Origin of the sequence: Lysinibacillus sp. NPDC096212, assembly GCF_044763105.1 — a bacterium.
Lineage (GTDB): Bacteria > Bacillota > Bacilli > Bacillales_A > Planococcaceae > Lysinibacillus.
This window is the reverse complement of the sequence record NZ_JBIWFQ010000002.1, coordinates 30,369-57,175: the sequence shown is the minus strand read 5'-3', so window position 1 is coordinate 57,175 and position 26,807 is coordinate 30,369. Positions and strand designations below refer to the sequence as shown.

The window sequence follows — 26,807 nt, the reverse complement described above, 5'->3', positions numbered from 1 at the left end:
CCCTATTTAAACCCCAGTTTGTTTGTAATTCTTGTCAATCGTTCACCGAGAAGCTTTTGTGCTAAGCCTAGGCGTAAAGACAAATAGCCATATACTGCTACACCTACTCCAGCACAAATAACAGAATAAACTAATGCAGAGAATTTACCACTTACCGGTCCCATTAATAACACTAAAAGTTTATGAACGAGTAATACACTTACCGCCATTGCCGCTGTCAAAAGAGAAATGAGCGTGACACGACGAATAACCATTTCTGATTTGTAGTTCAGAGTTTTTCGTAACACAAGCATATTAATAATAATTGAAACACTATAGCCAATAGCTGTAGCAAGGAGTGCGCCATCTGCCTCCATCCAACGAATTAACGGAATGTTAATCGCTAGCTTGACTAAAATTCCAGTTAACAAGCTTAAGACAATCCACTTTTGGAAGTCGATGCCCTGTAAAAGAGCTGCTGTCACTTGGAATAATGCAAATAAAATAGCAACAGGTGCATAATGGGCTAAAATCATAGCACCCATCTCGCTTTCAGTATAGAGCATAAAGTAAATTTCATTCGATAACAATGAAATTCCAACTACCGCAGGCAATGTAATAAAAATTAATATTTGATATGTTTTATCCATTGCATGTCGAAGCGATAAATATTCACCTTGCGTAAAGTACTTTGTAATCGTCGGTACTAGTGCCGACGAAAAACCTGTAGCTAACATTACTGGGATAATGACAACCTTTTGTGTTGTAAAGTTGATCATTGATAAATACTTATCCGTTACTTCCGCTAAGCCTATAGATATCATAGCTCCATTAAATGTCAGCATATCTACTAATTGGAACAACGGATTGGCTACGCCTACAAATACCATTGGAATTGAATACGTAATTACTTCTTTATATATGTTGGACATTGGTAGCTGTGTAGACGTCACACTTTGACTGCGCAGTAAATCAAATTCAGGTTGATACTTCTTCCAATAATAATAAAGTACTAGCAACCCACCAATTGCCCCAATAAATGCAGCAAATACTGCAAAGGAAACAGCTGTTTCTGGTTTCCCTTTGAAAACTACCACAACTAAGAAAGAACCACCCAATAACACAACAATACGAACAATTTGCTCCACTAACTGAGAAACCGCTGTAGGCTCCATTTTGTCATAGCCTTGGAAAAATCCACGCCAGAGGCTCATAAATGGCACGACAATTAACGCAAAACTAACCCAGCGAATAACTGAAGCAATTTGCTCTACCGTAAATGCCTGATCATCACTTTTAATAACAAGCCCCGCTATTGGCGTAGCTAGCACAAAAAGAAAAATAAACGCCGCAAACCCCGTACACATCATTATAAGTATGCCTGATTTCATAAGTTTGCGGCCTGATTGATAATCACCCATTGCATTGTATTTAGAAACAAACTTGGATACAGCAATTGGCGCACCTGAGATGGCTACTGCTAGCATTATCGAATAGGGAATATATGCATATTGATAGAGGGCAACATTTTCCTCACCCACAATCGCATAAAAAGGAAAAATATAAATTAATCCGAGCACCTTCGATAAAAACATTCCCATTGTTAATATCGCGGTACCTTTCATTAAATTGGACATCGTACCCATCCATTCATCGTAAAATCAATATTTTCATTACCGTAACACTTATAAAATATTTGCTACATGCAGAGCAGTCTTTTTTCAAAGCATTAGAGGTTTAACCTGCTTCTAGAGCAGTTCTTTCTGCTACCTGAGAAGTTTCACTGGGTACCCAAGCGGTTTCTTCCGCTACCCGAGCACTTTTACAGGGTTGTTTCAAACGTTCTTTACTGTTCAAATCTTAATACTACGCCAATAAAAAATTCAGCAAAACAACTAGAAAGCACATCATCGCAAAATATTAAATAAGTAAACCAATTGTAATCTTAACATATTTATAGGTATACAGACGCACAAATACATTAAAAAGTTCTAGAAGCTCTATAAAAAAAATAGTGGTTGTGCCCTTCCCATAGAAAGTAGAAGGCTCAAAATAATCGGTGGAGATTAAGAAAATCCCCACCGATTAATGCTACTTCTCTATTACATATCTACGAAAAATTGTTTATACCATACTAAGAACACATAGGCTGTCCAAATATAACGTCCACGATTTGCTTTTTCTTCATAGTGCTCATCTAGGTAGCCTACTAATTGTTTTGTATCAAAGAATTCATTGGCAAAGTCAGTTGTAAACATTTCTTTTACCATCTTATAATACTTTTCTTCACGCAGCCAGTGGCGAATTGGCACTGGGAAGCCAAGCTTTGGCCGTTTTGCCCATTCTTCAGGTAATTCCTGATGTGCAGCTTGACGAAGAACATATTTCGTATCAATGTCATTTACGCGATATTTTGATGGAATGTTTTTCGCTAATTCCATCACTTCTTTATCTAAAAATGGTACACGTAATTCAATAGAATGAGCCATACTCATTTTATCTGCTTTTAATAAAATATCACCTGGCATCCAAAGATTTAAATCAAGATACTGCATTTTAGTAACATCATCATCACCTGGAACCTCATCGTAAATACGTTTTGTAATCGATTTAACAGATGGACCATTTTTATAGTCTGGTTTCAAGACATTTAATGCATCTTCTTCGTCCCATACAACCGCTTCCCCAATGAAGCGTTCTTCTACTGTTTGACCACCTTTAACGAGGAAGTTCGAATATTGATTTTTAGGTAACGCCTCTGCTATACCACGTAACGCTTTACGAATACCAAATGGGATTTTCTCATATTTTTGCATTTTACCAGAGTTTTGGTACCATGAGTAGCCACCAAAAATTTCATCCGCACCTTCACCTGAAAGTACTACTGTTACATCCTTCGATGCTAACTCAGAAAGGAAATAAAGCGGTACAGAAGATGGGTTTGATTGTGGCTCGTCCATATGCCACTGAATTTTTGGTAATGCTTCAAAACACTCATCTGCCGAAATATATTTACGTTCATTTTGAATATTTAATGTATCCGATAAATCTTTTGCTAAATTTGTTTCATTAAACATATCCTCGTAGTCAGAGAAACCAACAGAGAAGGATTTATCAGGGCGTAATAATGAAGTAATATAACTTGAATCAATACCACCTGATAAGAAAGAACCAACCTTTACATCACTTATTTGATGCGCGTCTACTGATTCACTTACAGTCGTACGAATGTCTTCTACATATTTTTCAATTGGAGCTTCTTTTGCATGGAATTTTTTATCCCAATACTGCACAATTTGCTTTTGTCCATTTTGAATAAGCATATAGTGTGCTGGTTGTAATTTGTACACACCTTTAAAGAACGTTTCGTCCATTGAAGAATATTGGAACGTCAGATACGGACGTAGCGCATTTTTATTTAATTCTTTAATAAATGCTGGGTGTGGTAAAAATGATTTAATTTCTGAACCGAAAATAAACGTACCATCTGTTGTGTTTTCTGTATAATACAGTGGCTTAATACCGAAGCCATCACGAGCGATGAATTGTAAATCATTCTTTTTATCCCAAATACAGAATGCGAACATCCCGCGAAGCTTTTTGACAAATTCTACTCCGTATTCAACATAACCATAAATAATAACTTCACTATCGGAGTGTGTTTTAAAGTTGTGACCTTTTTCAACCAAATCAGCACGTAGCTCTTGGAAGTTGAAAATCTCTCCATTAAATACGAGAACGATATTACCATCTGCACTGTACAACGGCTGATTTGCCACGTCTGATAAGTCGATAATACTTAATCGACGGAATCCTAACGTTACTTTATCATCACTGTGAATCCCACCGCTGTCTGGTCCACGGTGAATAATTGTATTCATCATATTTTCGATCGTTTGATGATGATCGATCACATTTGTTCCATTAATATAGCCTATAAATCCGCACATTCTATTTTTCACCTCATAATTTAGTGCTTAACCTTTACCATAATAGCATGAAAAGACATTCATTTCATACAGACAATATAGATAAAGCAAAACTTTCATCAGTGAGGTTATTCTACACTGATTATTCGTTCACCACGAGCACTTTATCTCTCGAAAATACCTCAATTTTCCTTCAAAACTTTACACGCTTAAGCTCCTCACCATAATGTGGAGTTGATTTCCGTTCCGACTGGGCGCTTTGTAGCTGCCGCTTCGCTTTCGCGCAGAGCAAAGCTTCCTTGGGGCGTCCGATGAGCCGCTTAGGCCAACACGATGTTGGTCACGAAGGCGTTATCACAGGATGTGATGGTTTTAGCCTTCGTTCCTCTATTGCTGATCCCCAAGGAGTCGCCCAGTCTCCACTCCAATCAACTGATATACATAGCAAAAGTTTTATCACATGTCATTCCCAACGTTATGGTGACAAGCTACTTAAAGTAGAAGATAAGGAATTATAAAATACTTTTGTTTTATTTTCAATGTGAAAGAAGCCCCTCTATATAGACTTCATGTATAATAGGAAAGATTCCTAATTTGAAAAGAAAGTGAGTTTAAATATATGTACGATGTTATCGTTATCGGTGGTGGCCCATCCGGTTTAATGGCTGCTATCGCTGCTGGAGAGCATAAAAAGAAAGTATTATTACTAGAAAAAGGGACGAAGCTTGGCAAAAAATTGGCCATTTCAGGCGGTGGTCGCTGTAATGTCACAAATCGTTTACCTGTTGAAGAAATAGTTAAGCACATACCCGGGAACGGTCGTTTTCTTTACAGCCCATTCACGGTTTACAATAACGAAGATATTATCACATTTTTTGAAGGACTTGGCGTGGCATTAAAAGAGGAAGATCATGGGCGTATGTTCCCTGTATCTAATCGCGCGCAAGATGTTGTAGATGCACTTATTCGCCAGCTTCAGAGGCTACATGTTGAAGTGCGCTTAAACACACCTGTTAATAAACTTCTAATGGATGAGGAAAAAATTCTTGGGGTACGCCTTACAGATGGCACAGAAATTCGTAGTGAGGCAATAGTCGTTGCAGTTGGCGGAAAAGCTGTTCCACAAACAGGCTCAACAGGAGATGGTTATCCATGGGCAGAGCGTGCTGGCCATACAATTACAACTCTTTTCCCTACTGAGGTTCCTGTTCTATCAAAAGAGGATTTTATTCAAGCTCGTGAGTTACAGGGGCTTGCCCTAAGAGATGTCGCTGTCTCTGTTCTAAACAAAAAGGGCAAGGTGCTCGTCACACATCAAATGGACATGCTCTTTACTCATTTCGGATTAAGCGGTCCTGCTGTTTTACGCTGTAGTCAATTTGTAGTGAAAGAATTAATGAAAACAGGTTACGAGCCTGTGACAATGCGTATTCAAACACTTGTAGATTTTAATGAAGAAACGTGTCTGCAATATTTAAACAGACTCATTAAAGAAGATCCAAAAAAAGCGGTGAAAAATGTTTGGAAAGGAATTGCACCTGAAAGCTGGCTTCTATTTTTATGTGAACGTGCAGACATCGATGTACAACTGACAGGTACTGAATTATCACAGGAAAAAATCCGCAATTTAGCTAAACTACTCGTCAACTTCACAATGACAGTTAGTGGTACGCAATCCCTTGAAAAAGCATTCGTCACTGGAGGTGGCGTCTCTATTAAAGAGATTGAACCGAAGACAATGGCTTCAAAGAAAAAAGCTGGTTTATTTTTCTGCGGAGAAATCCTTGATATTCATGGCTACACAGGAGGCTATAATATAACATCTGCACTCGTTACAGGACGTATTGCAGGGATGAATGCAGCACTTTAATATACCCTGTATCTCAGACTTCTATCAGCGATTTTCAGCAGCTTATCAGCGATTCAAGTTACTTCTCATCATAATAAAAAGCGTGTCCCGAAATGGACACGCTTTTTTAGCTATCTTTAGACATATATACTTCCTCAAATGGTTGAATGATGACAAATCCTTCACCTGAAAACGCCATTTGAATGGATTCGCCACTACCACGACCGATAAATGTTCGGAAGCTAATATCTGTTTTAAACTCTGGTGCCAGATTACCTGACCATGCTACTGTGGCATGAGGATCTGTATAGACCGTTTCACCAGGCTTCACTAACAATGTTAACGGTTCGAAATGAGTTGTGATAGCTACCTTCCCTCTTCCTTGTAAGGTTACATTAAACAACCCACCTGACATCACGCCTGCCATTTTACGCATTAAATGAATATCCCAATCAATACTTGGCTCAAAGGCAAGTAAATCATTGCCGTTTACACAAATACTTTCGTCCTTTAAATCGAAGACCGTTATTTTTTTCCCTTGATCGGCTAAATAAAGTCGCCCCTTACCTTTCGCTTTCATAAGTTGTGTACCTTCGCCGGTTAATGCTTTTTTAAACATTTTACCGAGGCCATGTTCCAACACACGCTCACGCTCAAACTTAATATCTCCTATGTAAGAAATCATCGCGCCCATTTTCGACCAAACCTCGCCATTTAGGTTGACCTCCAATACACGTTCAGTTTCTAACTCGAAATATTCATTTTCATTGTCGTCTTGCTGTGTTTTATTAACAAATTCATTTAAAGAAAACTTCCCCATTTCACATAGCCTCCTTGTTTATTTTATATACGTTTCAACTTTTAAAAAGATTCAATCAATACTGTTTACTTTTTTATTAGATGACTCCTCTATCCCTTAATATAATTAAACAAGCTTTATTGAGGAACATAAGGGGTGACAAAAAAACAGTTTGATCGCCCTCTTGAAAATGAACCCCTCAATCGCTTTCCGTTACAAAATTTCTCTTTTGGTAGCGAAATCACTTTATTTCCCGTAATGATATTGACATCAGACACCGACTGTTATACATTAAACAGAGATTAATCAAGTGTTATATAACAACAGCTACAAAAAATGACCATACAAGCGTCATGTGCGAAATGACACTCATATGGCCGATACCTTCAAGTGCGAATTGAAAGTATAATTTATTGTGTAGCGGAGACGTCTCCAACCTTTTGAGAAGCTTCTTTTAATGCTGTTCGTTTACGTACATCTGCACGTAATGTTAATGAAATAATTAATGAAGCAGCTATTAATCCTGTAAACACATAGAATACTGGAATATAACTTCCATAAGAATTTTTAATTGTGCTCACTAAAAGCGGTCCAAAAATACCACCTAATGACCAAGTTGTTAATAAATAACCATGAATAACTCCAAGTTGTTTCGTACCGAATAAATCACTTGCAAATGCAGGTAGATTCGAGAAACCTCCACCATAGCAACTAACAACTAAGAAAATAAGTGCTTGGAAAATAATAACGTTTGTTGTATGCGGTAAGACGATAAATGTAACTAGCTGTGCGATAAAGAAAATTACAAAGACGTTCGAACGACCAATATAGTCAGACACAGCAGCCCATACTAAACGACCACCACCATTAAATAATCCCATTATTCCTACCATTGCTGCGGCTCCCGCAACTGATAATCCTACAATTTCTTGAGCCATTGGAGATGCAACAGAAATCATCATAATACCTGCTGTTACGTTTACTAAATGCATCGACCAAAGCATCCAGAAATGCTTAGTTTTTACAGCTTCACGTGCTGACATGACAGCTAAATCTTTTTTCACTACGTCTTTACCATTATCTGCAGCAGCCTTCATATTCGCTGGCATATAACCAGGTTTAGGCGGTGCTATATATGAAGCCCCTAAAATCATTAACGTGAAATAACTTGCCCCTAAAATAAAGTACGTTGTAGAAATACCTACAGCCTCCATTAAGTTAGCTGCGACCGGCGCTGTAATAAGTGCCCCTGAACCAAATCCAAGTACAGCCATACCTGTTGCTAAACCGCGGCGATCCGGGAACCATTTTACTAATGTCGATACAGGTGCAATATAACCAATACCCATACCCAATCCACTTAGTAAACCATATGTTAACCAGTACAATGTTACGGAATCCATTGAAATTGCTACACCTGCACCAGCTTGTCCTGCCCCAAATAGAACAGCTGCTATCATTGCAGATTTACGTGGCCCCATTTTTTCTACTAAGTTACCGAATAATGCTGCTGAAAAACCAGCAAGCCCCATCATTATTGTGAAGGCAACCGTTACGTTTGTTTCACTCCATCCCATCTCTGTAACAATCGGTAGCTTGTATACACTGTATGCATATGCTCCACCGATCGAAAGATGAATAGCGATTGCGGATAATGCAATTAACCATCTATTTTTATTCATAATTTCTCTTTTCTCCCCTCTTTTGCTACCTGTGAAAGTTTTATGAACGTCCCTGAAAACAATTTAACACTTAGAATTATTCAAATGCAAGATGTTTTTTCAAAAAATATTATTTCTCCAAAAAGTATTTTATTTTTTACCCTAGTAATTTTATAACGAAAACCTTACAGCCTCTAAGTAAATAGATGTTTATTAAACGAAAACCCCAACATTTTTCAGCTAATATTATTTTTCTACTCTATTATCAAGTTACACATAAATTATTTCGATATAATTAATTTTGTGCATATTTTCACATGCAATCTATGTATATTGCATTTTTTCTAACTCTCATTAATCCTGCACATTTCTTTAATAGGACACAAAAAGATAATCAATATGTAGAAATTTTTAGAATAAAAGAGAATTTTAAAGCTTAAATAAACGAATTTCCTCCTCGTAAAAGGATGCTAAAAAACATTATTAAATGATTCATTTAACTTTTAATGGATATCCAATTAAATAAACCCAATACACATTTTGTATATTTCAAAATGAATCATCACTACCCATCCATTTTTATTATTCAAATATATATTTTTTTATTTAAAATGAATCCTGCACATTCTTTTTAACAGTGGATAGTCCTACTTTTTTAAATTATAGATTACTAAACCAATCAGTTATAACAAAAACATTTGCTATGGCACACAAGTAAAAACAGTAATATTTTACCAACATTGTAATCGGAATAAAATTTCGAAATAGGATCATTTATGTAAAAAATAACTAGTTCTTTATATGATTTTAATTTTATTATTTGTTGTTTTTATACCTCAATTATCACTTTGGTTGCTATTATTCAATTAAAGTCCGTCAATTTTAGACGATTATATGTATCAAAAAGAGATGCTCTAAAATAATTCGAGCATCTCTTTTCGTTCGTTTCCTCTTTTATAGAAAATAAATAAAAAATACAATAATTATTGGCAATAGTGCAAGAAATGAAGCAATCGATATATAATGCCTTTTTTCCTCACGCCCATAATAATAGTCAATCACAATAGAATCTACAGTGAAGACTGCTAGAAATGCGCATACTCCAGCTGTATATAAAAACCATCCATATATATTAAATACAATAAAAATCGCCCCTTTTATAAACATAGCAATATACGTTGAACGTTGATGGCCTGTATTTATATATTTCGGCTCCTTTGGAATGTTAAACTTTTTTCGAATTGCTTTTTCTAAAAGCCACTCTAAAAAGAGAACAATGAGTAAAAAAGTAAACATCTCACCGAAACTAAAATCCTTCCCATCTTTTTGCATAAGGGCAATAAATGCTGATGCAGTAACGTCGTCTTTCACCTTGTAAAAGATATTTGTATGTCGATCGCTAAAAGCTAGCTGTTCATCGTTTAAGAACATTTTTAGCTGCACAGCCTGCCCATTATCAAACTCCACCCATACATCACTAAATGCATAATAATCTGTGTCCTTCTTCGATATAACCGCCTTCTTTAGTACATCGGCAATGAGCGTTGTTTCCGGATCTGTTTTATAAGCTTGTTGTCCAAAAATCCAGCCAGTTCTTCCTGCCTTAAAGGTATCTTCCTGCCAATTCTGCGCAATGGTAAATTGTTCAATATTTTCATGTTGGGCTAGTTCAACAATGCTAGCATGTTTAGCTATGTCTACTTGTTTCCATGGCCCAACTACAATTAAAAAGAGGATCGTCACGACAGCTCCAATGATAATCGTCGGATATCGCCATCTACTAGGTTGTTTATTTTGCTGAGAAACATTTTGCAAAATTCGCTCCTGCAATTGTTGTGAAAAACGCGGGGCTTCGCCAAGCTCTTTATCCAGTTTATCCTTAAAAGATGTCATCTTCTAGCACCTCCCAATGACTCGAGTCCAGTTTTTCCTGCAATATTTGCCTAGCTCTGCGAAGTCTTGTCTTCACTGTATTTTCTGTACATGCAAGAACCTCTGCTATCTCTCGAACCTTTAATTCTTGATAATAATAAAGAATAATTACTTCTCGATAGGTAATTGGAAGCTCAAACAAAGATGCTGTTAAAATTCTCCGCTCATCCTCCTCAAGCAAATTTGTTTCAGGCGTCCGCTTACTGGCTCCTATGTGCAATTTTTCAAATAAAATATGACGCTTATTTTTCCAGCTCCGTAAATAGTCATGGCTTTTATGTACTGTTATTTTTACTAAATATGTTTTTAGTGAGGATCGTTGTTCAAAGCGCTCTTGTTGCTGGTAATAAGCAAAAAATACATCTTGAACGATTTCTTCAGCAATTGCCCAGTCTTTAACATATAAATAAGCTACTCGAAGACAATATTCACCATGTTCATTCATAATATTTGCTAAATGCTCACTCAAACAAACACCTCCTATTCCCATTCACACTATAGTCGTATCGAAATCTCAGTTGGTTTCAGTAGAAAACAATTTTTTCATAGTAAACGGGGCTAATATTAAAAGATACAAATGTTTCAGCACTAAAACGTGTGGTTAATTCCCGTTCTCGTTCCGGCTGGGGACGTTCGATAAAATGTAAAAAGACAGAATCAAAATTTGATTCTGCCTTTTATCATATATTAATGAAATGATCCAACCATCAAAAGTGCTTCCATTAAGACTCACCTGTTCTGTAACAAGTAATCTTAACTTTTATAGAAGCATATTAAAGTTGTTTCCCTCATTTATTTAACGACGATGTTAACAAGCTTGCCTGGAATGACAATAATCTTCACTAAGTTTTTGCCTTCCATATACTCTTGTACTTTACCATCTGCAAGTGCTACTTTTTCGATTTCCTCTTTTGAAGCATCTTTTGCTACGATGATTTTTGCACGTACTTTGCCGGCAACTTGAACAGCGACTTCCACTTCATCATCAACAAGTTTAGACTCATCATATGTTGGCCATTGCGCATATGAAAGTGTTTCGGCATGACCTAAAATCTGCCATAACTCTTCAGCAACGTGTGGAACCATTGGAGCTAGCATCTTCACAAAACCTTCAGCGTAAGCTGTTGGAATAACATCGGCTTTGTAGCAATCATTGATGAATACCATCATTTGTGAAATAGCTGTATTGAAGCGAATACCTTCGTAATCCTCTGTCACTTTTTTCACAGTTTGATGATATGATTTTTCAAGTGTTTTGTCATCAGAAGCTTGAATTTTCGCAGCGATTGTACCATCTTCATTGACAAATAGACGCCAAATACGATCTAAGAAGCGACGTGCCCCGTCCAAGCCATTTGTTGACCATGCAACAGATGCTTCTAGTGGACCCATGAACATTTCATATAGACGTAAAGTATCCGCACCGTGTGAAGAAATGATTTCATCAGGGTTAACGACATTGCCTTTTGATTTAGACATTTTTTCATTACCTTCACCAAGAATCATCCCTTGGTTAAATAATTTGTGGAATGGCTCTTTCGTGTGTACAACACCTAAATCGTATAATACTTTGTGCCAGAAGCGAGCGTATAGTAAGTGTAATACGGCATGCTCTGCCCCACCGATATAAATATCAACTGGTAACCAGCGTTTCAGTAACTCAGGGTCCGCAACTGCTTCTTTATTAGTTGGGTCAATATAACGTATGAAGTACCAGCTAGAACCTGCCCACTGTGGCATCGTGTTCGTTTCGCGACGACCTTTTTTGCCTGTTTCAGGATCAACAACATTTACCCATTCAGCAATGTTCGCTAACGGAGATTCACCCGTACCTGAAGGACGAATATTATCTGTTTTTGGTAGCACTAATGGTAATTCTGATTCCGGTACTGGCGTCGTTGTACCATCTTCCCAATGAATCATAGGAATTGGCTCTCCCCAGTAACGTTGACGAGAGAATAACCAGTCGCGAAGACGGTAAGAGATTTTCTTCTCCCCTACTCCTTTTTCCTCAAGCCATTGAATTGCCTTAGCAATACCGTCCTCTTTGTTTAAGCCATCAAGGAAGTCAGAGTTAATGTGCTTACCATCTCCTGTAAATGCTTCTTTACTAATGTCTCCACCTTCAAGAACAGGAATAATTTCTAAACCAAATTCTGTTGCAAATTCATAGTCACGCTCATCATGTGCCGGAACCGCCATGATTGCACCTGTACCATATGATACTAACACGTAGTCTGCAATCCAAATCGGCATTTTCTTACCGTTAATTGGATTCACTGCATAGGCACCTGTGAATACGCCTGTTTTTTCTTTCGCTAGATCTGTACGCTCTAGATCAGATTTCATTTTTACTTTATCTAAATAAGCTTCAACAGCTTGACGTTGTTCAGCAGTTGTAATTTGCTCCACTAATTGATGCTCAGGTGCAAGAACACAGTATGTAGCACCAAATAACGTATCAGGACGAGTTGTAAACACTGTGAAGTTTTCATCTGTTCCATCTATACTAAATGTTACTTCTGCACCTTCCGAACGACCAATCCAGTTACGCTGCATATCCTTAATAGACTCTGGCCAATCAACTTCCTCTAAGTCGTCGATTAAACGATCAGCAAAGGCAGTAATTTTAAGCATCCATTGTTTCATCGGACGACGTTCTACAGGGTGACCACCACGCTCTGATTTTCCATCAATTACTTCTTCGTTTGCAAGTACTGTTCCTAGTGCCGGACACCAGTTTACAGCTACTTCATCTATATAAGCCAAACCTTTTTTATAAAGTTGGATAAAGATCCATTGTGTCCACTTATAATATTCTGGATCTGTTGTGTTAATTTCACGATCCCAATCATAGCTAAAGCCTAGCTCTTGGATTTGACGCTTGAATGTCGCAATATTTTTCGCTGTAAATTCTGCTGGGTCATTTCCTGTATCAAGTGCGTATTGTTCTGCTGGTAAACCGAATGCGTCCCAGCCCATAGGATGTAGGACGTTATAGCCTTGCATGCGCTTGAAGCGTGAAAGGATGTCTGTCGCTGTGTAGCCCTCTGGATGTCCTACATGAAGACCTGCACCAGATGGGTACGGGAACATATCTAATGCATAAAATTTTGGTTTTTCAGTTTCATTTTCAGTTTTGAAAGTTTTGTTATCTGCCCAATATTGCTGCCACTTTTTTTCAATTTGTTGATGATTAAAACTCATTATTTTTCCTCCTTTGAATGCGTCATACTTTTCTTGAAGAATTGACAAAATATTTAAAAAATAAAAAAACTCGCCCCTTTCTTTGTCAGAAAGGGACGAGAGAATTCGTATCTCCCGCGGTACCACCCACATTAGTGATCACACTCGGCTTTAGCTTCCTTAACGCGGAAGGAACGGCACGAGCTGTTTCACTCGGGCAGACTCAGAAGGCGAGTTCAATTTGCTTTCCTACTAGCTCCCACCAACCGCTAGCTCTCTAAAAAGAAACACAAATTTACTATTCCTCATCATTGTCTTACATGTATTGCATTTATTCTAATGGAAAGTACTGAAAAGCACAAGACTTTGTTTACATACTACCCATTATTGAACAATTCAAACCCTATTTGTTAGACTGTATCTATTTTAAACTACGAGAAAGCTCCGTAAAAATAACCCCTAGCGCATAAGCACCAGCATCCGGATAACCTAGACTTCTTTCACCAACTGTACCAGCGCGACCCATTCGAGCAACAATTTCTTTTGTATATTCTGCTCCTTTAACAGCTGCCTCTGCCCCTTTTTCAAAGGCAGTTTTAAAATCCGCACCAGCTGCAGCGCTTTCTGTCCAAACATTTACACAAGGTACAAGCGCATCTACAAGCGTTTTATCGCCTACCTCTGCCCCTCTTCCGAAAGAGCGCTCACCGATAGACTGTATGCCTTTAAGCGCAACTTGTAACATTTCAGCAAACTCTCCGACCGTTAATTCCATTTTTCCTTCTACAGCTTTACCCGCAGCTCGGAAAGCCCCTCCCCAAATGGGTCCAGAAGCTCCTCCGCAATGCTCCATAATTACCATAGAACTCGCATCAAGGAAAGTCCCAATATTTAAATGTTCCTGACCTAGAATCGAGCTCCATTCTCGTTTTAATTGCTTAAATCCTTTTGCGACGCTCATTCCGAAATCGCCATCTCCTGCATGTGTATCTAATTCGCAGAAAGGTACTTCGTTCTTGATAATAATTTCACTCATTTTATCTACGAGATAAATTATATTATTTAATGTGATTACCTCACTCTTGATAATAGCGTGTTCTTCCACTGTTTCCGTCTCAAAGACAACTTGTTTCTCTTCCAAGTTGTCATTAATATCTACGTACTCTACATTATCAACCGGTCCCTCTACCTTAAATGCAGGTGTATTACATTCTTTCGATAGTAATGTTTTCAGCTCATTATCTAGTTTCATTACTGTTAGAGAAATCCCAGCCATATCAATACTTGTCATGTAATTGCCGACAAACGTTCTATTGATTCGTATATTTCTTTTACTCAACTCTCTAGTCACTGCATTGTTAAACAGATAAAGTTCTTGAAGCGGTGTACCGCCAAAACCATTTACTAGAACAGCAATTTCAGCATCTTTATCTAATCTTAAATCTTTCACAAGGTCATTTGTCATACGAAAAGCTAATTCATCTGCGGCCATAACTTTTTCACGTTTTCTCCCTGGCTCTCCATGAATACCGACGCCATATTCCATCTCATCTTCATCCAATTTGAAAGTCGGTGATCCACTAGCTGGAACCGTACAGGAAGTTAGTGCTAGACCAATTGTTCGAACATTTGCCGCTGCTTTTTCCGCAGCAGCTTTGACTTGCATCAAATCCAAACCTTCTTCTGCTGCAGCACCAGCGATTTTATGCACTAACACAACCCCAGCAACGCCGCGTCTTCCTACTGTATAAAGACTATCCTCTACTGCAATATCATCATTTACGCGGACGTACTCTACTTGAATGCCATCCTCAGTAGCTAAGTGGGCACCATTTTTAAAGTTCATAATATCTCCGCTGTAATTTTTAATAATAAGCAGTGTACCTTTTTTGCTAGCTGTTGCTTTAATTGCTTGATATACCTGTATTTGCGAAGGAGAAGCAAAGACGTCACCGCATACTGCAGCATCCAGCATTCCTTTCCCTACTAACCCCGCATGTGCCGGTTCATGCCCACTACCGCCACCGCTAATTAAAGTTACCTTATTTTCATTCATTTCTTTTTTCTTAATTATTTTATATTTTTTTAACAACTCAAGTTCCGGATGAGCCATAACCATCCCATTGCACATTTCCATAACGAGTGTTTCAGGTTGATTCATAATTTTCTTCATTTTTATTCCTCCCCTGTAAGCTTGGTTACATTCTTCGCAGCCTATTCATATTCATACTTCTATAATTATTCATAGAAGATTTCTACTATGATATGATTTCTATTATTTGAAAGCATATTCTTATTAATTATAGCAAAATGAAAGCGCTTTATCTCGAAAGGACAAAATGAACGATTTGTCTAAAGACACTCGGCCTTTTTTGTTGTAGAGATGATTATCATAATCTCTCATACAGTTCATCCCCCATCTAACTTCTACATTTTCGTAGAATTCCGAGGTGAGAGACTTTACCTGTTGCTTCACTTTCGGTGAGAATAAACTACTGCCCGTTAGGTTGGGATAAAGTGAAACTTTAAGCAGTGGGGATTTTCTCCATCCCCACTGCTTATTAGTCTTCACCAATCGGGCGTTTACGGGCAGTTTTTCTTCAGATAACTACTGCCCGTTAACGCGGGATAATTCCTGACATTCACGGAAAGCAAAGTGCTTACATCCAATACATTTATTTGTATCTAAATAACTTAAAGACTTATTAATCGCTTCTCCTGTACGCTGATAGAAATTCTCTTCACCAATTTCAGCATATAAACCATTTTTTTGTAGCGCTAATTTCAATTCATCTTGCACACCTGTAACTAAAATAGTGCCACCCTGAGCTTTAAAATTCCGGATGACATTACCAAAATATGTCTCACCTGTCGTATCCAAAAAGGGCACTTTGCTCATGCGTAATATCAAAACTTTTTGTTGTTGTTGAATGGAACTTACATTTGCCTCCTCAAAAGTTTGAGCTGCGCCAAAGAAAAGAGGACCCTCAATTGTATAAATACTAATTTGTGGACAGTCACGTTTCTGGTGGACAACATGTGATTGTACCTTCCCACTCTCTTTCGAATGATCCGGTAATACTTTTGTTACTACAAGCTTTTCGCTCATACGCTTCGCAAATAATACGACTGCTAACACAAGTCCAACCTCTACAGCTAATGTTAAGCTTGTAAAAACAGTCAGTAAAAACGTAATCATTAAAACGAGGGAATCTCCTGATTTTAATTTAACGATATGCGCAAAATGCTTTTGCTCACTCATATTCCAAGCCACGACCATTAAAACTGGAGCCATACTTGCTAACGGAATATGTGAAGCAAAGGGCGCTAGTAATAATAAAGTAACTAATACAAATACACCGTGAATAATACCTGATATTGGTGATACTGCACCTGTTTTAATATTTGTCGCAGTACGCGCAATAGCCCCTGTCGCAGGGATACCCCCAAAGAAAGGAGTGACGATATTAGCAATTCCTTGACCAACAAGTTCGCGATTACTATTATGTTTTGTATTTGTCATTCCATCCGCTACTACTGCAGATAGAAGTGATTCAATTCCGCCTAGCATAGCAATCACAAAGGCTGGTCCAATAAGTAGCTGAATTCGCTCCCATGTGATATCTGGAATCGCAAAATTCGGTAATGTATTTGGAATTTGACCATAGGCCGTTGCGATTGTGGCAACTTGTCCAGAAAAAAAGAACGTTGCAACTAATGTAGAAACAACAATGCCTGCTAACGCCCCTGGAACTTTGGGTAAAACTTTCGGTGTTATTAAAATAATGATCAGACTAATGATTGCCGTTAAAACACTATAAAAGTTTGTTGTACCAATATGCATAACAATTTCTTTTACATTGTCAATAAAATACTCATGTCTTTTAATATTAGTCAAACCTAAGAAATTAGCAATTTGGCCTGTAAAAATAATAACTGCAATTCCTGCTGTAAAACCTATTGTCACGGGACGTGGGATAAATTTTATTAATGAGCCAAGTTTAAATATCCCCATTAAGCACAAAATGACCCCTGCCATTAATCCAGCGATAAGTAAGTTTTCATAGCCATATGAAATGACTACCCCTAGCAGAATTGGCACAAACGCACCTGTAGGTCCTCCGATTTGAAACTTCGAACCACCCAAAAGAGAAATTAGTATTCCAGCAATAAAAGCTGTATATATTCCATACTCAGGCTTAACACCTGACGCAATGGCAAAGGACATTGCCAGTGGTATTGCTACAATCCCGACAATAGTCCCTGAGATTAAATCTTTCTTCAAATGATGAACAGAATATCCTTCATATCGTCCTGTAAACAGTGACTTCATCTATAAATCTTCCCTTCAAAATAATAAGCAAGGTAAATGTTTCATAAGAACACAGTCTACAAAATTTACATATCTTCTTCATTATTTTCGTTAATAGTCATTTCTTCTAATCTTGAAATTGTATTTATCAAGTGATTGTTGAAAATATCTTTTGTTACACCTAGTAATTCTCCAATCATCGGATCGCTTAAAGAATAGTAAACTTTTTTCCCCTCTTTCGTCCCATGCACAATATTTTTGCCTCGTAATACACTTAATTGCTGAGAAACAGCTGAGCCCTCTTTTTCTAAGCAGCTTTGAATTTCATTGACATTTTTCTTACCGTCTACTAGTAATTCCAATATTCTAATTCGTAATGGATGTGCTAAAGCTTTAAAAAAATCTGCCTTAAATTGCTGCAAGCTCTCTTCCACATAAATCCCTCCACGGAACTTCATTTTCATATATTCAAATATTTGAATATGTATGATTGATTGTACGCTACTATAAGCAAACTTTCAATATCAAACATTAAAAAACGAGCAAAAAACGTGTTTCCCACACAGTTTTTGCTCGTTTTCGGAAATTCTTTGTTAAATTTAACCTATTAATCTATCACTGTTTTATTCTTTCGTAAAGGATAATCATAGATAAGGCATGGAATAATCGCAAACAATACTATAATTACTAGGATTAATACGAGTACAATCATGCCAAACTGATCGACCATAATACCACCAAATAGAGGGCCAATCATACGACCAGTTGTTGCCGCACTATTAATAATCCCTTGATAAAAGCCCTGACGCCCTTTTGGTGCAAGCTGATTGGCGATGGTAGGTAAAGCAGGCGTATAAAACATTTCACCAAAAGTTAGCACTACCATTGCTGCTCCAAACATTTTAAAATCACTTGCAAATGCAATGATTCCAAAGGATATTGCGATAAGGATAACGCCTAATACTAATTGACGCTTTAATTTATTTTCCCAACGTTTCACTAGCGGCGCAATTAGCGGTTGCCCTAAAACGATAAGCAGACCATTAATAGTCCAAAGTAAGCTGTACTGTTTCAATCCTAATCCTAGATCTTGCGTATAGGAAGAAATAGTCGCACTCCATTGTGAATAAGCGAGCCAGCATAGTACAGAGGAAGAACTTATAATTAATAATGCATAAAACGGCGCTTTATTTATAATTCGCTTACTTTCACCCACGACATTCATCGGTGCAATGCTCCCCGCTTCTAATCGTTTAAAAGTAAAAAACGCTATAAAAAAGAACAAAATATACATAGCTAAGTTGACCTTAAAGACGTAGTCAAATTTATAATCAGCAACAACGCCGGCAAGTGCAGGACCAATTGCTACTCCTAAATTTTGAGCTAAATAAATTGCGTTAAAGGCCTTTCGTCCACCCTCAGGCCACGCAGTTCCAGCTAAAGCAAACATTCCTGGGAATACAATACCTCCACTAAAGCCGAGTATCGTTAAAATCCACACATAATGTGGCCAGCCGTGCCAAATCGTTAAAGCTATTAATGAGGCAATCGTTAACAGAATGCCTAGCATTGTTGATTTATAGCCACCTATTCTATCAAATAAATAACCACCTAAGAGATTTCCTATTACGCCAGCAGCAGAATTCAGCATCAACACAAAGCCAGCCATCGCAAGGGACTTCCCTAAATAATCGTGCATATAAATGGCATTTAAAGGCCATAAAAATGAATTGCCCGTCGTGTTCACAAGCATTCCGATAATTAAAAACCAAACGCTTTTTGGCATAAAATATCCTCCATTATTTCGCTACTCTAAATAGTTAGTTTATGTTGAAAAATACAAAAGTACAAGAAAAATAAATTTACTCTTTTCACATAGGATTTAGAATATTTACTGTGTAGTTTTTTCGGCCATCCTCATGATTTACTCCTGTCGATGTACTTTTCGTTTGGCTTCCCTCATCAATCGCTCAGGTCATTCACATAATATTAAATTCTTCCCTCATGACGGAAGCACTAGCACGTGATAAAATATAGTGTTAGAGGAGTGAAATAAATGACAGAAACAAACTTTCCTTTTCCTTCAGATGGAAAAAGGTATTATACATGGAATCGCTATTTACGTGAGCAATTTGGTCATAAAGTTTTTAAAGTAGCACTAGACGCGGGCTTTGACTGCCCAAATCGTGATGGTACGGTTGCCTTCGGAGGTTGTACGTTTTGTAGTGCAGCAGGTTCAGGTGATTTTGCGGGCAACAAAGTTGATCCTATCGAGGTGCAATTTGCTGAAATACGTGACAAAATGCATCAAAAATGGAAGGACGGCAAATATATGGCTTACTTCCAAGCATATACAAATACACATGCACCACTTCCTGTATTAAAGGAAAAATTTGAAGCAGCATTGGCTCAAGAGGGTGTTGTTGGATTATCCATTGCAACACGCCCAGACTGTCTACCAGATGATGTAGTCGAATATTTAGCTGAATTAAACGAGCGTACTTATTTGTGGATTGAACTTGGGCTTCAAACTGTGCATGAAAAAACTGCAAATCTTATCAACCGTGCCCACGACTATGCAACATATGTGGAAGGTGTTGAAAAGCTACGAAAGCATGGTATTCGTGTATGCTCTCACATTATTAATGGCCTTCCTCTTGAAGACTATGACATGATGATGGAAACTGCTCGTGAAGTCGCAAAGCTTGACGTACAAGGCATTAAAATTCATTTACTACACCTTTTAAAAGGTACTCCAATGGTTAAGCAATATGAAAAGGGCATGTTAGAATTTTTAGATCAGGACATTTACACAAAACTAGTGGCAGATCAACTTGAAATTCTACCACCAGATATGGTTATTCACCGTATTACAGGTGATGGACCAATTGATTTAATGATTGGCCCAATGTGGAGTGTTAATAAATGGGAAGTATTAAATGGTATTGATGCAGAGCTAGAACGCCGTGGAAGCTGGCAAGGGAAATTTTATCAAGCTGAGGTTGCCAAATGAAGCTACAACGCGTTTTACAATATGCACAACAGCTGATAAAAGATACAGTTGAAGAGGGCGATACTGTAGTAGACGCCACAGCAGGAAACGGCCACGACACATTATTTTTAGCACAACTTGTCGGCGATGAAGGTCAAGTATACGCCTTTGATGTTCAAAAGAGCGCTGTTGATGCAACTCTCCACCGCCTTTTAGACAATGGCTTAGAGCATCGTGCACTTGTTTTAAATAGAGGGCATGAAGAAGTAGCCAACTATGTCCACAAGCCTGTAGCTGCTGCAATCTTTAATCTCGGTTATTTGCCTGGTAGTAATCACGACATCATTACACAGCCAAATACTACGATACAAGCAATTGGAGATTTGCTAAAGATGCTAAAAATCGGTGGTCTTATTGTCCTTGTCATTTATCATGGTCATCCGGGTGGTAAGGAAGAACGAGATGCTGTAATAGATTATGTCAGTCAACTTCCCCAAAAATATGTACATGTATTAAAATACGAGTTTCTAAATCAACAAAATGATCCTCCCTTTGTGATTGCTTTGGAGAAAATGAAAGATTACTCGTTAAGTTAGTTAGAACGTTTCAATATGAGGCATGATTCCGATAAAGCATTGGAATCATGCTTTTTTAACTTCTTTCAGCAATTTTTTTCTGTAGCGAAAGCAAAGCGTCAGCTACAATTATGCCGAAGCATAATTGATTTTAGAAAAGAAAATATCCCCCGATGGCGCGGGGGATAGGGAGGAGTACTTAATTTTTACTTTCATGTCAAATTACCTTAATTAACTTAGTTAGATTTTAAAAGTGTTTGTCGTTTCATTGCATCCACATATCGCTGATTGACTTTATCCCAATCGATAGTATTCCACCAATTCGTAACAAATTCAGGTCGACGATTTTGATATTTCAAATAATACGCATGCTCCCATACATCAATAATGAGTAGAGGAATTTTCCCCTCTTTTAAAGGCGTTTCTTGGTTAGCTGTACTCATAATGGTTAATTGTTCGCCATCCAGCACTAGCCATCCATACCCACTTCCAAAGCGGGTAATCGCTGCATTAGATAGCTGATCCTGAAAATTATCAAACGTTTTAAAATAATAATCAATCGCCTTTCCAATATCAGCATTTGCCTCACCACCGCCATTGGGACTCATCAAATCCCAAAATAAACTATGGCAATAGTGTCCTCCACCATTATTTTGTACAGCTGTTTGAATATCTGCTGGTAGCACATCAAGATTGCTTAATAAATCTTCCAACGACTGATTTTGTAAATCCTTTTGACCTTCTAAGGCCGCATTTAAATTATTTACATACGTAGCGTGATGCTTAGAATGATGAATCTCTAACGTTCTAGCATCAATATAGGGCTCCAACTGATCATAATCATATGATAGTTTCGGTAAATGGAACACAGTCAATTTTTCACCTCCTCCCAAAAAAAGTTTCTCAAAGGAAAGATAATTTCCTTAAGACAAAATATACCTTCTTTTTCTATTGCCGTCAATAGAAATTTTTTATAAAACAAAAAAGCTATCTAATAGAATGTTAAATTCTATTAGATAGCTTTCTCTTTATTGTCTATTTATTTTTACGTTTTTCATTATAATCTATCCAGAAATCTGCACCTTTAATTCCTAGTTTACGAGGATCAAAAACAGGATCTTTTCCTTCTTTTTTCTGTTTCTCATAGTCCTTTAATGCTACTATAGCAGGCTTCATAATAATTAAAATCGCTAAAACGTTAATCCAAACCATTAGACCTAATCCAACATCCCCCATCGCCCAAGCAAGATCGGATGTGCGGACTGTACCGTAAAACGCAGAAATTAAAATTGCAAATTTAGCCAGCCATATGACGACTTTCTCTGTAGCTCCTGAGAATAAATAAGCCACATTTGTTTCGGCTATGTAGTAGTATGCCATAATTGTCGTAAAAGCAAAGAAGAATAAGGCAATCGCTACGAATGGTCCACCAAAACCTGGTAGTGAAGAGTCTACTGCATATTGTGTGTATGCTGCGCCTTCTTTAATACTTTTCGCAAATGTGATTTGTTCTTCTCCAGTTAATCCGCCTTTATTGAAATCGCCAACATAAACAAATGAATCAGTACCCGCTTTTTCATCGTGTACATTATACATACCAGTAAATAAAATCATAAATGCTGTAGCTGTACAGATTAATAAAGTATCAATATACACAGAAGCTGCTTGAACGATACCTTGTTTAGCAGGATGCGATACCTCTGCAGCTGCTGCTGGATGCGCCCCTGTCCCCTGACCTGCCTCATTTGAATAAATACCACGTTTAACCCCCCATGCAATAGCGGAGCCAATAATACCACCAAAGATTTCTTGTGCACCAAATGCGCTAGAAAAAATTAATGAAAATACAGCTGGTACTTCTTTAATATTCATTGCAATAATGATGATGGCCATCAGAATATATGCTAATGCCATAAACGGTACAATGATCTGCGCAGCATTGGCAATCCATTTAATACCACCGATAATAATAGTACCTAATAATACGACAATAATAAGTCCTGTAATCCAAGTCTTAATATCGAAAGCGTTTTCAACAGCTGTAGCAATTGCATTCGATTGAACACCCGGCATCAAAATTAACATGGCAGCTAATGCGGCAACAGCAAATATAACTGCAAACCACTTTTGCCCCATACCTTTTTCTATGTAAAAAGCTGGCCCACCACGATATTCTGTATCTTTCTCTTCTTTATAAATTTGAGCCAATGTCGACTCAACGTAAGCAGTTGCCGCACCGATAAATGCGATTGCCCACATCCAAAAAACAGCACCAGGTCCCCCCATCCCGATTGCTGTAGCTGTACCGGCAATGTTACCTGTACCTACTCGACCAGACAATGCGATAGACATCGCTTGGAAAGATGAAATCCCCTTATCCGATTTTTCGCCTTTAAACATTAAAACAAACATATCTTTAATGTGTCTTACTTGTAGGAACCGTGTGATAATTGAAAAAAAGAGCCCAATTAACAAAATGCCATAAATAAACCACGGTCCCCATAAAATCTCATTAATTTTCCCAACGATTGTTTCCATTTTACCCCTCCAATGTGAAAAAATATTACTTTAAGTCATTATAGTATTACACTTTTCTGAAAATTACAACATTATATTCAAGTAACAAAAAGTTAGTAATTTTCTAGTTAATTGGAGAGGTAATTCACTATTCAATTATATAGCCAATTCTTCGAAGAGCATTATTAATAAAATCACGTATATAAACAAAAATCTCGTCACGCTCTACTTCATGAAATAGATTATGATAACAGTTTGCCCATTCTTTGAATTGAAACTCTGTAAATTCCATCTGATAAAGCCAATTCCGTGTTTGTTTGGTTTCAGTAATATTATCTTTTTCAGCTGTCATAACTAACATAGGCATGTTAGGGAATTCAGCCTTCGGCAATAACACTAAATTGCGCATCATTTGTTGTAGCTCGCGATACCATTTCACTGAAACAACGGATGAAAAAGGAACCTCATCCTTCATCTCATCTCTACCTTCTATACTGCGCGTTAGTGATTCTAATGTAATTTCATGGGTCAGCTTCACATTGGCAGTCAGGGCACTTAAACTAGTTAAAGCATTTGATAGTTTACCTGGCAATAGATTTAAATGAAGCCAAGGTGAAGTTAAAATAATTCCTGCACATTCATATTTTCTTTTTTGCATGGTATGTAGTAATAGAGTCGCACCAAGTCCATGTCCTATTAAAAAGACAGGTAAATTATACGAAAAAGCATTCTCGATTAAATGCCTTGTATATTTGTTGTATTCTTTAAAATCTTCATCGTGAACACTTGAATATCCTACATTTACTCCATGATTAGGTAAATCCCCCATGACTATGTGGAAGCCTTCCAATCTAAGTTTTTCTATAAGCCATGCATACCAACGGTGATTTTCATATGCACCATGAAGAATAGCAACCACAGCCTTTGCTTGTCCATCAGCTTCCCATTTCCACATTTCACATAGTCCTCCTAAAAAAATAATTACACAATGATTATATCGTAATATCTTGATCATTTTAATTTTATATTTCCATCAAGTTGCGTATTTGATACGATAATATTACATCAAAGAAAGAAAAGAGGCGATCCTCATGATCTATCCATTTAAAGGTAAAAAACCCAATATTGACCCTTCTGTTTTTATTGCTGATTATGCAACCGTTACCGGCGACGTTACAATAGGTGCTGAAACAACAATTTGGTTTAACACAGTTATTCGAGGAGATGTATCACCAACAATTATAGGAAAAAGAGTTAGTATTCAAGACCTCTGTTGCTTACATCAAAGCCCCAAATATCCACTAATTATTGAAGATGAAGTAACAGTTGGACATCAAGTAACTTTACATAGTTGTACGATTCGAAAAAAAGCCTTAATAGGTATGGGCTCTATAGTATTAGACGGAGCGGAGATTGGAGAGGGTGCATTCATTGGGGCGGGTAGTCTAGTACCTCCAGGCAAAGTCATTCCTCCAAATAGTTTAGCACTAGGCCGTCCTGCAAAGGTTGTAAGAGAATTAAACGATGAAGATAAAGAAGATATGGAACGCATCATACGTGAATATGTAGAAAAGGGTCAATACTATAAATCTCTTCAACCAAAAAATTAATGTAAAGCAGCTCCACGATTGCTTGGGCAACCGAGCAATATAGGAGCTTATTTTTTTCGTTAAAAAACAGCGAAAGGGGCTAAATTAATGTTAAGCCCCTTTCTGTAATAGTATTTTAAAATATTTCCCCAGCTACTTCATTGCTTTAGCTGAATAGTTTATAAACCTGCTTTTTCTTTTAATGCGTCAGCTTTGTCTGTTTGTTCCCAAGGTACATTTAAATCTGTACGACCGAAGTGGCCATATGCGGCAGTTTGCTTATAAATAGGACGACGAAGGTTTAGCATTTTAATAATCCCCGCTGGGCGTAGATCGAATAGCTCGCGTACCCATTTTACAATTTCACTTTCCGTAACTTTTCCTGTTCCAAATGTATCAACAGCAATAGATACAGGTTGAGCAACACCAATCGCATAAGCTAGTTGTACTTCAGCTCGATCAGCTAAACCAGCAGCTACGATATTTTTCGCCACATAGCGTGCTGCATATGCTGCTGAACGGTCTACCTTAGTTGCGTCCTTACCTGAGAAAGCACCTCCACCATGACGTGCATAGCCACCGTATGTATCAACGATGATTTTACGTCCAGTTAGACCAGCATCCCCTTTAGGACCACCAATTACGAATCGGCCAGTTGGGTTGATGAAATATTTAGTATCGGCATCTAGTAATTCACTTGGAACAACTGGAGCAATAACGAATTCTTTTAAGTCTGCTTGAATTTGCTCAAGTGTAGCTTCTTCATCATGCTGTGTTGAAATTACAATCGTATCAACGCGTACTGGTACATTGTTTTCATCATATTCAACCGTTACTTGCGTTTTTCCATCTGGACGTAAATATGCTAGTTCACCAGATTTACGTACTTCCGTTAAACGACGAGCTAATTTATGCGCTAAACTAATTGGTAATGGCATAAGCTCTGGCGTTTCGTTACATGCATAACCGAACATTAAACCTTGGTCACCTGCGCCAATTGCTTCAATGTCAGCGTCTGTCATAGAGCCTTCACGCGCCTCTAATGCTTGGTCAACACCTTGAGCAATATCAGGTGATTGCTCGCCAATAGCAACAAGAACTGCTAGGTTTTCAGCATCAAAGCCGTATTTCCCACGTGTATAACCGATTTCTGCTACAGTATCACGAACGATACCTTTAATATCTACATAAGTAGAAGTAGTAATTTCTCCAGCTACTAATGCTAAGCCTGTTGTTACTGTTGTTTCACACGCTACACGCGCGTTTGGATCTTCTGCTAAAATAGCATCTAAAATGGCATCCGAGATTTGGTCACAAATTTTGTCTGGATGTCCTTCTGTTACACTTTCTGATGTAAACAGTCGACGGTTTGTCATTTGATTTTCCTCCTATTACTTTTACAAATAATATTTGCGAATTAATACGGTACTCATTACCCATGTCAAGTTCGCCCCTAAGGATTGAACTCTCAAGCCATTGTTGCTGTC

General features: G+C 37.7%; 20 protein-coding genes and 1 other annotated feature. Of the genes, 5 read left to right on the top strand and 15 right to left on the bottom strand.

The features are described from left to right. Positions 1-2: 2 nt before the first annotated feature. A complete protein-coding gene (locus tag ACIQ7T_RS02005) occupies positions 3-1,616 on the bottom strand; it encodes a putative polysaccharide biosynthesis protein (RefSeq protein WP_370081950.1) in 1,614 nt (537 codons plus the stop codon). A gap of 465 nt (positions 1,617-2,081) precedes the next feature. After that, on the bottom strand, positions 2,082-3,929 hold the full coding sequence (gene asnB, locus ACIQ7T_RS02000; RefSeq protein ID WP_370081952.1) for an asparagine synthase (glutamine-hydrolyzing): 1,848 nt from the start codon (positions 3,927-3,929) through the stop codon (positions 2,082-2,084). Positions 3,930-4,219: 290 nt separating this feature from the next. Between asnB and ACIQ7T_RS01995 the strand changes: the two genes are divergently transcribed. Both ACIQ7T_RS01995 and ACIQ7T_RS01990 read left to right on the top strand, forming a co-directional pair. Further along, positions 4,220-4,426, top strand: a complete 207-nt coding sequence (locus tag ACIQ7T_RS01995; protein ID WP_370081954.1) for a hypothetical protein — start codon at positions 4,220-4,222, stop codon at positions 4,424-4,426. Between the two features lie 101 nt (positions 4,427-4,527). Then, positions 4,528-5,778: a BaiN/RdsA family NAD(P)/FAD-dependent oxidoreductase gene (locus ACIQ7T_RS01990; protein ID WP_402868311.1), complete on the top strand. Its 1,251-nt coding sequence runs from the start codon at positions 4,528-4,530 to the stop codon at positions 5,776-5,778. A gap of 106 nt (positions 5,779-5,884) precedes the next feature. On the opposite strand, the gene ACIQ7T_RS01985 is transcribed toward ACIQ7T_RS01990, so the two are convergent. From ACIQ7T_RS01985 to ACIQ7T_RS01945, 9 genes are all read right to left on the bottom strand, one after another. Then, positions 5,885-6,577, bottom strand: coding sequence for an AIM24 family protein (locus tag ACIQ7T_RS01985; protein WP_370081958.1), 693 nt, complete (start codon positions 6,575-6,577; stop codon positions 5,885-5,887). Positions 6,578-6,966: 389 nt separating this feature from the next. Next, positions 6,967-8,238: an L-lactate MFS transporter gene (locus tag ACIQ7T_RS01980; protein ID WP_370081960.1), complete on the bottom strand. Its 1,272-nt coding sequence runs from the start codon at positions 8,236-8,238 to the stop codon at positions 6,967-6,969. A 933-nt stretch (positions 8,239-9,171) separates the two neighbouring features. Then, entirely contained in the window at positions 9,172-10,110 is a 939-nt protein-coding gene (locus tag ACIQ7T_RS01975) for a hypothetical protein (protein WP_402868309.1), read from the bottom strand. Next, the gene (locus tag ACIQ7T_RS01970; RefSeq protein WP_370081964.1) at positions 10,097-10,618 is read right to left on the bottom strand and encodes a sigma-70 family RNA polymerase sigma factor; all 522 of its coding nucleotides are present in this window, start codon (positions 10,616-10,618) and stop codon (positions 10,097-10,099) included. The genes ACIQ7T_RS01975 and ACIQ7T_RS01970 overlap by 14 nt, the downstream gene beginning before the upstream one ends. A 323-nt stretch (positions 10,619-10,941) precedes the next feature. Beyond that, positions 10,942-13,356: a leucine--tRNA ligase gene (gene leuS, locus ACIQ7T_RS01965; protein ID WP_370081966.1), complete on the bottom strand. Its 2,415-nt coding sequence runs from the start codon at positions 13,354-13,356 to the stop codon at positions 10,942-10,944. A gap of 88 nt (positions 13,357-13,444) precedes the next feature. Continuing rightward, positions 13,445-13,656 (bottom strand) — a binding site (T-box leader). Between the two features lie 100 nt (positions 13,657-13,756). Continuing rightward, positions 13,757-15,508 (bottom strand): dihydroxyacetone kinase subunit DhaK, encoded by a 1,752-nt coding sequence (gene dhaK, locus ACIQ7T_RS01960; RefSeq protein ID WP_370081968.1) that lies wholly within the window; start codon positions 15,506-15,508, stop codon positions 13,757-13,759. 435 nt (positions 15,509-15,943) lie between these two features. Further along, positions 15,944-17,668: a SulP family inorganic anion transporter gene (locus ACIQ7T_RS01955; RefSeq protein WP_402868306.1), complete on the bottom strand. Its 1,725-nt coding sequence runs from the start codon at positions 17,666-17,668 to the stop codon at positions 15,944-15,946. Between the two features lie 65 nt (positions 17,669-17,733). Continuing rightward, complete coding sequence (locus tag ACIQ7T_RS01950; RefSeq protein WP_370081972.1) at positions 17,734-18,081, bottom strand: ArsR/SmtB family transcription factor; 348 nt, start codon at positions 18,079-18,081, stop codon at positions 17,734-17,736. Between the two features lie 173 nt (positions 18,082-18,254). Then, positions 18,255-19,433: an MDR family MFS transporter gene (locus tag ACIQ7T_RS01945; RefSeq protein WP_370081974.1), complete on the bottom strand. Its 1,179-nt coding sequence runs from the start codon at positions 19,431-19,433 to the stop codon at positions 18,255-18,257. 270 nt (positions 19,434-19,703) lie between these two features. On the opposite strand from ACIQ7T_RS01945, the gene mnmL reads away from it, so the two are divergent. Next, on the top strand, positions 19,704-20,660 hold the full coding sequence (gene mnmL, locus ACIQ7T_RS01940) for a tRNA modification radical SAM protein MnmL/YtqA (protein WP_370081976.1): 957 nt from the start codon (positions 19,704-19,706) through the stop codon (positions 20,658-20,660). Further along, positions 20,657-21,235 (top strand): tRNA 5-(aminomethyl)-2-thiouridylate-methyltransferase MnmM, encoded by a 579-nt coding sequence (mnmM, locus tag ACIQ7T_RS01935; protein ID WP_370081978.1) that lies wholly within the window; start codon positions 20,657-20,659, stop codon positions 21,233-21,235. Before mnmL ends, mnmM begins: the two co-directional genes overlap by 4 nt. A 215-nt stretch (positions 21,236-21,450) precedes the next feature. Here the strand turns inward: mnmM and ACIQ7T_RS01930 are convergent, their stop codons facing one another. From ACIQ7T_RS01930 to ACIQ7T_RS01920, 3 genes are all read right to left on the bottom strand, one after another. Continuing rightward, positions 21,451-22,089: a superoxide dismutase gene (locus ACIQ7T_RS01930; protein ID WP_370081980.1), complete on the bottom strand. Its 639-nt coding sequence runs from the start codon at positions 22,087-22,089 to the stop codon at positions 21,451-21,453. Positions 22,090-22,249: 160 nt separating this feature from the next. After that, entirely contained in the window at positions 22,250-23,752 is a 1,503-nt protein-coding gene (locus ACIQ7T_RS01925; protein WP_370081982.1) for an alanine/glycine:cation symporter family protein, read from the bottom strand. Between the two features lie 127 nt (positions 23,753-23,879). Further along, positions 23,880-24,686, bottom strand: a complete 807-nt coding sequence (locus tag ACIQ7T_RS01920; RefSeq protein ID WP_370081984.1) for an alpha/beta hydrolase — start codon at positions 24,684-24,686, stop codon at positions 23,880-23,882. Between the two features lie 136 nt (positions 24,687-24,822). Here ACIQ7T_RS01920 and ACIQ7T_RS01915 point away from each other — a divergent pair, with 136 nt between their 5' ends. After that, complete coding sequence (locus ACIQ7T_RS01915; protein WP_142510678.1) at positions 24,823-25,341, top strand: gamma carbonic anhydrase; 519 nt, start codon at positions 24,823-24,825, stop codon at positions 25,339-25,341. Positions 25,342-25,499: 158 nt separating this feature from the next. Here the strand turns inward: ACIQ7T_RS01915 and metK are convergent, their stop codons facing one another. Further along, complete coding sequence (gene metK, locus ACIQ7T_RS01910; protein WP_132364592.1) at positions 25,500-26,696, bottom strand: methionine adenosyltransferase; 1,197 nt, start codon at positions 26,694-26,696, stop codon at positions 25,500-25,502. Positions 26,697-26,807: the final 111 nt, after the last annotated feature.

Coding starts and splice junctions, on each gene's coding strand:
- leuS (WP_370081966.1), bottom strand. CDS start 13,356: ATGAGTTTTAATCATCAACAAATTGAAAAAAAGTGGCAGCAATATTGG.
- ACIQ7T_RS01980 (WP_370081960.1), bottom strand. CDS start 8,238: ATGAATAAAAATAGATGGTTAATTGCATTATCCGCAATCGCTATTCAT.
- ACIQ7T_RS01975 (WP_402868309.1), bottom strand. CDS start 10,110: ATGACATCTTTTAAGGATAAACTGGATAAAGAGCTTGGCGAAGCCCCG.
- mnmM (WP_370081978.1), top strand. CDS start 20,657: ATGAAGCTACAACGCGTTTTACAATATGCACAACAGCTGATAAAAGAT.
- ACIQ7T_RS01915 (WP_142510678.1), top strand. CDS start 24,823: ATGATCTATCCATTTAAAGGTAAAAAACCCAATATTGACCCTTCTGTT.
- ACIQ7T_RS01985 (WP_370081958.1), bottom strand. CDS start 6,577: ATGGGGAAGTTTTCTTTAAATGAATTTGTTAATAAAACACAGCAAGAC.
- ACIQ7T_RS01925 (WP_370081982.1), bottom strand. CDS start 23,752: ATGGAAACAATCGTTGGGAAAATTAATGAGATTTTATGGGGACCGTGG.
- metK (WP_132364592.1), bottom strand. CDS start 26,696: ATGACAAACCGTCGACTGTTTACATCAGAAAGTGTAACAGAAGGACAT.
- ACIQ7T_RS01945 (WP_370081974.1), bottom strand. CDS start 19,433: ATGCCAAAAAGCGTTTGGTTTTTAATTATCGGAATGCTTGTGAACACG.
- mnmL (WP_370081976.1), top strand. CDS start 19,704: ATGACAGAAACAAACTTTCCTTTTCCTTCAGATGGAAAAAGGTATTAT.
- ACIQ7T_RS01995 (WP_370081954.1), top strand. CDS start 4,220: ATGAGCCGCTTAGGCCAACACGATGTTGGTCACGAAGGCGTTATCACA.
- dhaK (WP_370081968.1), bottom strand. CDS start 15,508: ATGAAGAAAATTATGAATCAACCTGAAACACTCGTTATGGAAATGTGC.
- asnB (WP_370081952.1), bottom strand. CDS start 3,929: ATGTGCGGATTTATAGGCTATATTAATGGAACAAATGTGATCGATCAT.
- ACIQ7T_RS01990 (WP_402868311.1), top strand. CDS start 4,528: ATGTACGATGTTATCGTTATCGGTGGTGGCCCATCCGGTTTAATGGCT.
- ACIQ7T_RS01955 (WP_402868306.1), bottom strand. CDS start 17,668: ATGAAGTCACTGTTTACAGGACGATATGAAGGATATTCTGTTCATCAT.
- ACIQ7T_RS02005 (WP_370081950.1), bottom strand. CDS start 1,616: ATGTCCAATTTAATGAAAGGTACCGCGATATTAACAATGGGAATGTTT.
- ACIQ7T_RS01920 (WP_370081984.1), bottom strand. CDS start 24,686: ATGTGGAAATGGGAAGCTGATGGACAAGCAAAGGCTGTGGTTGCTATT.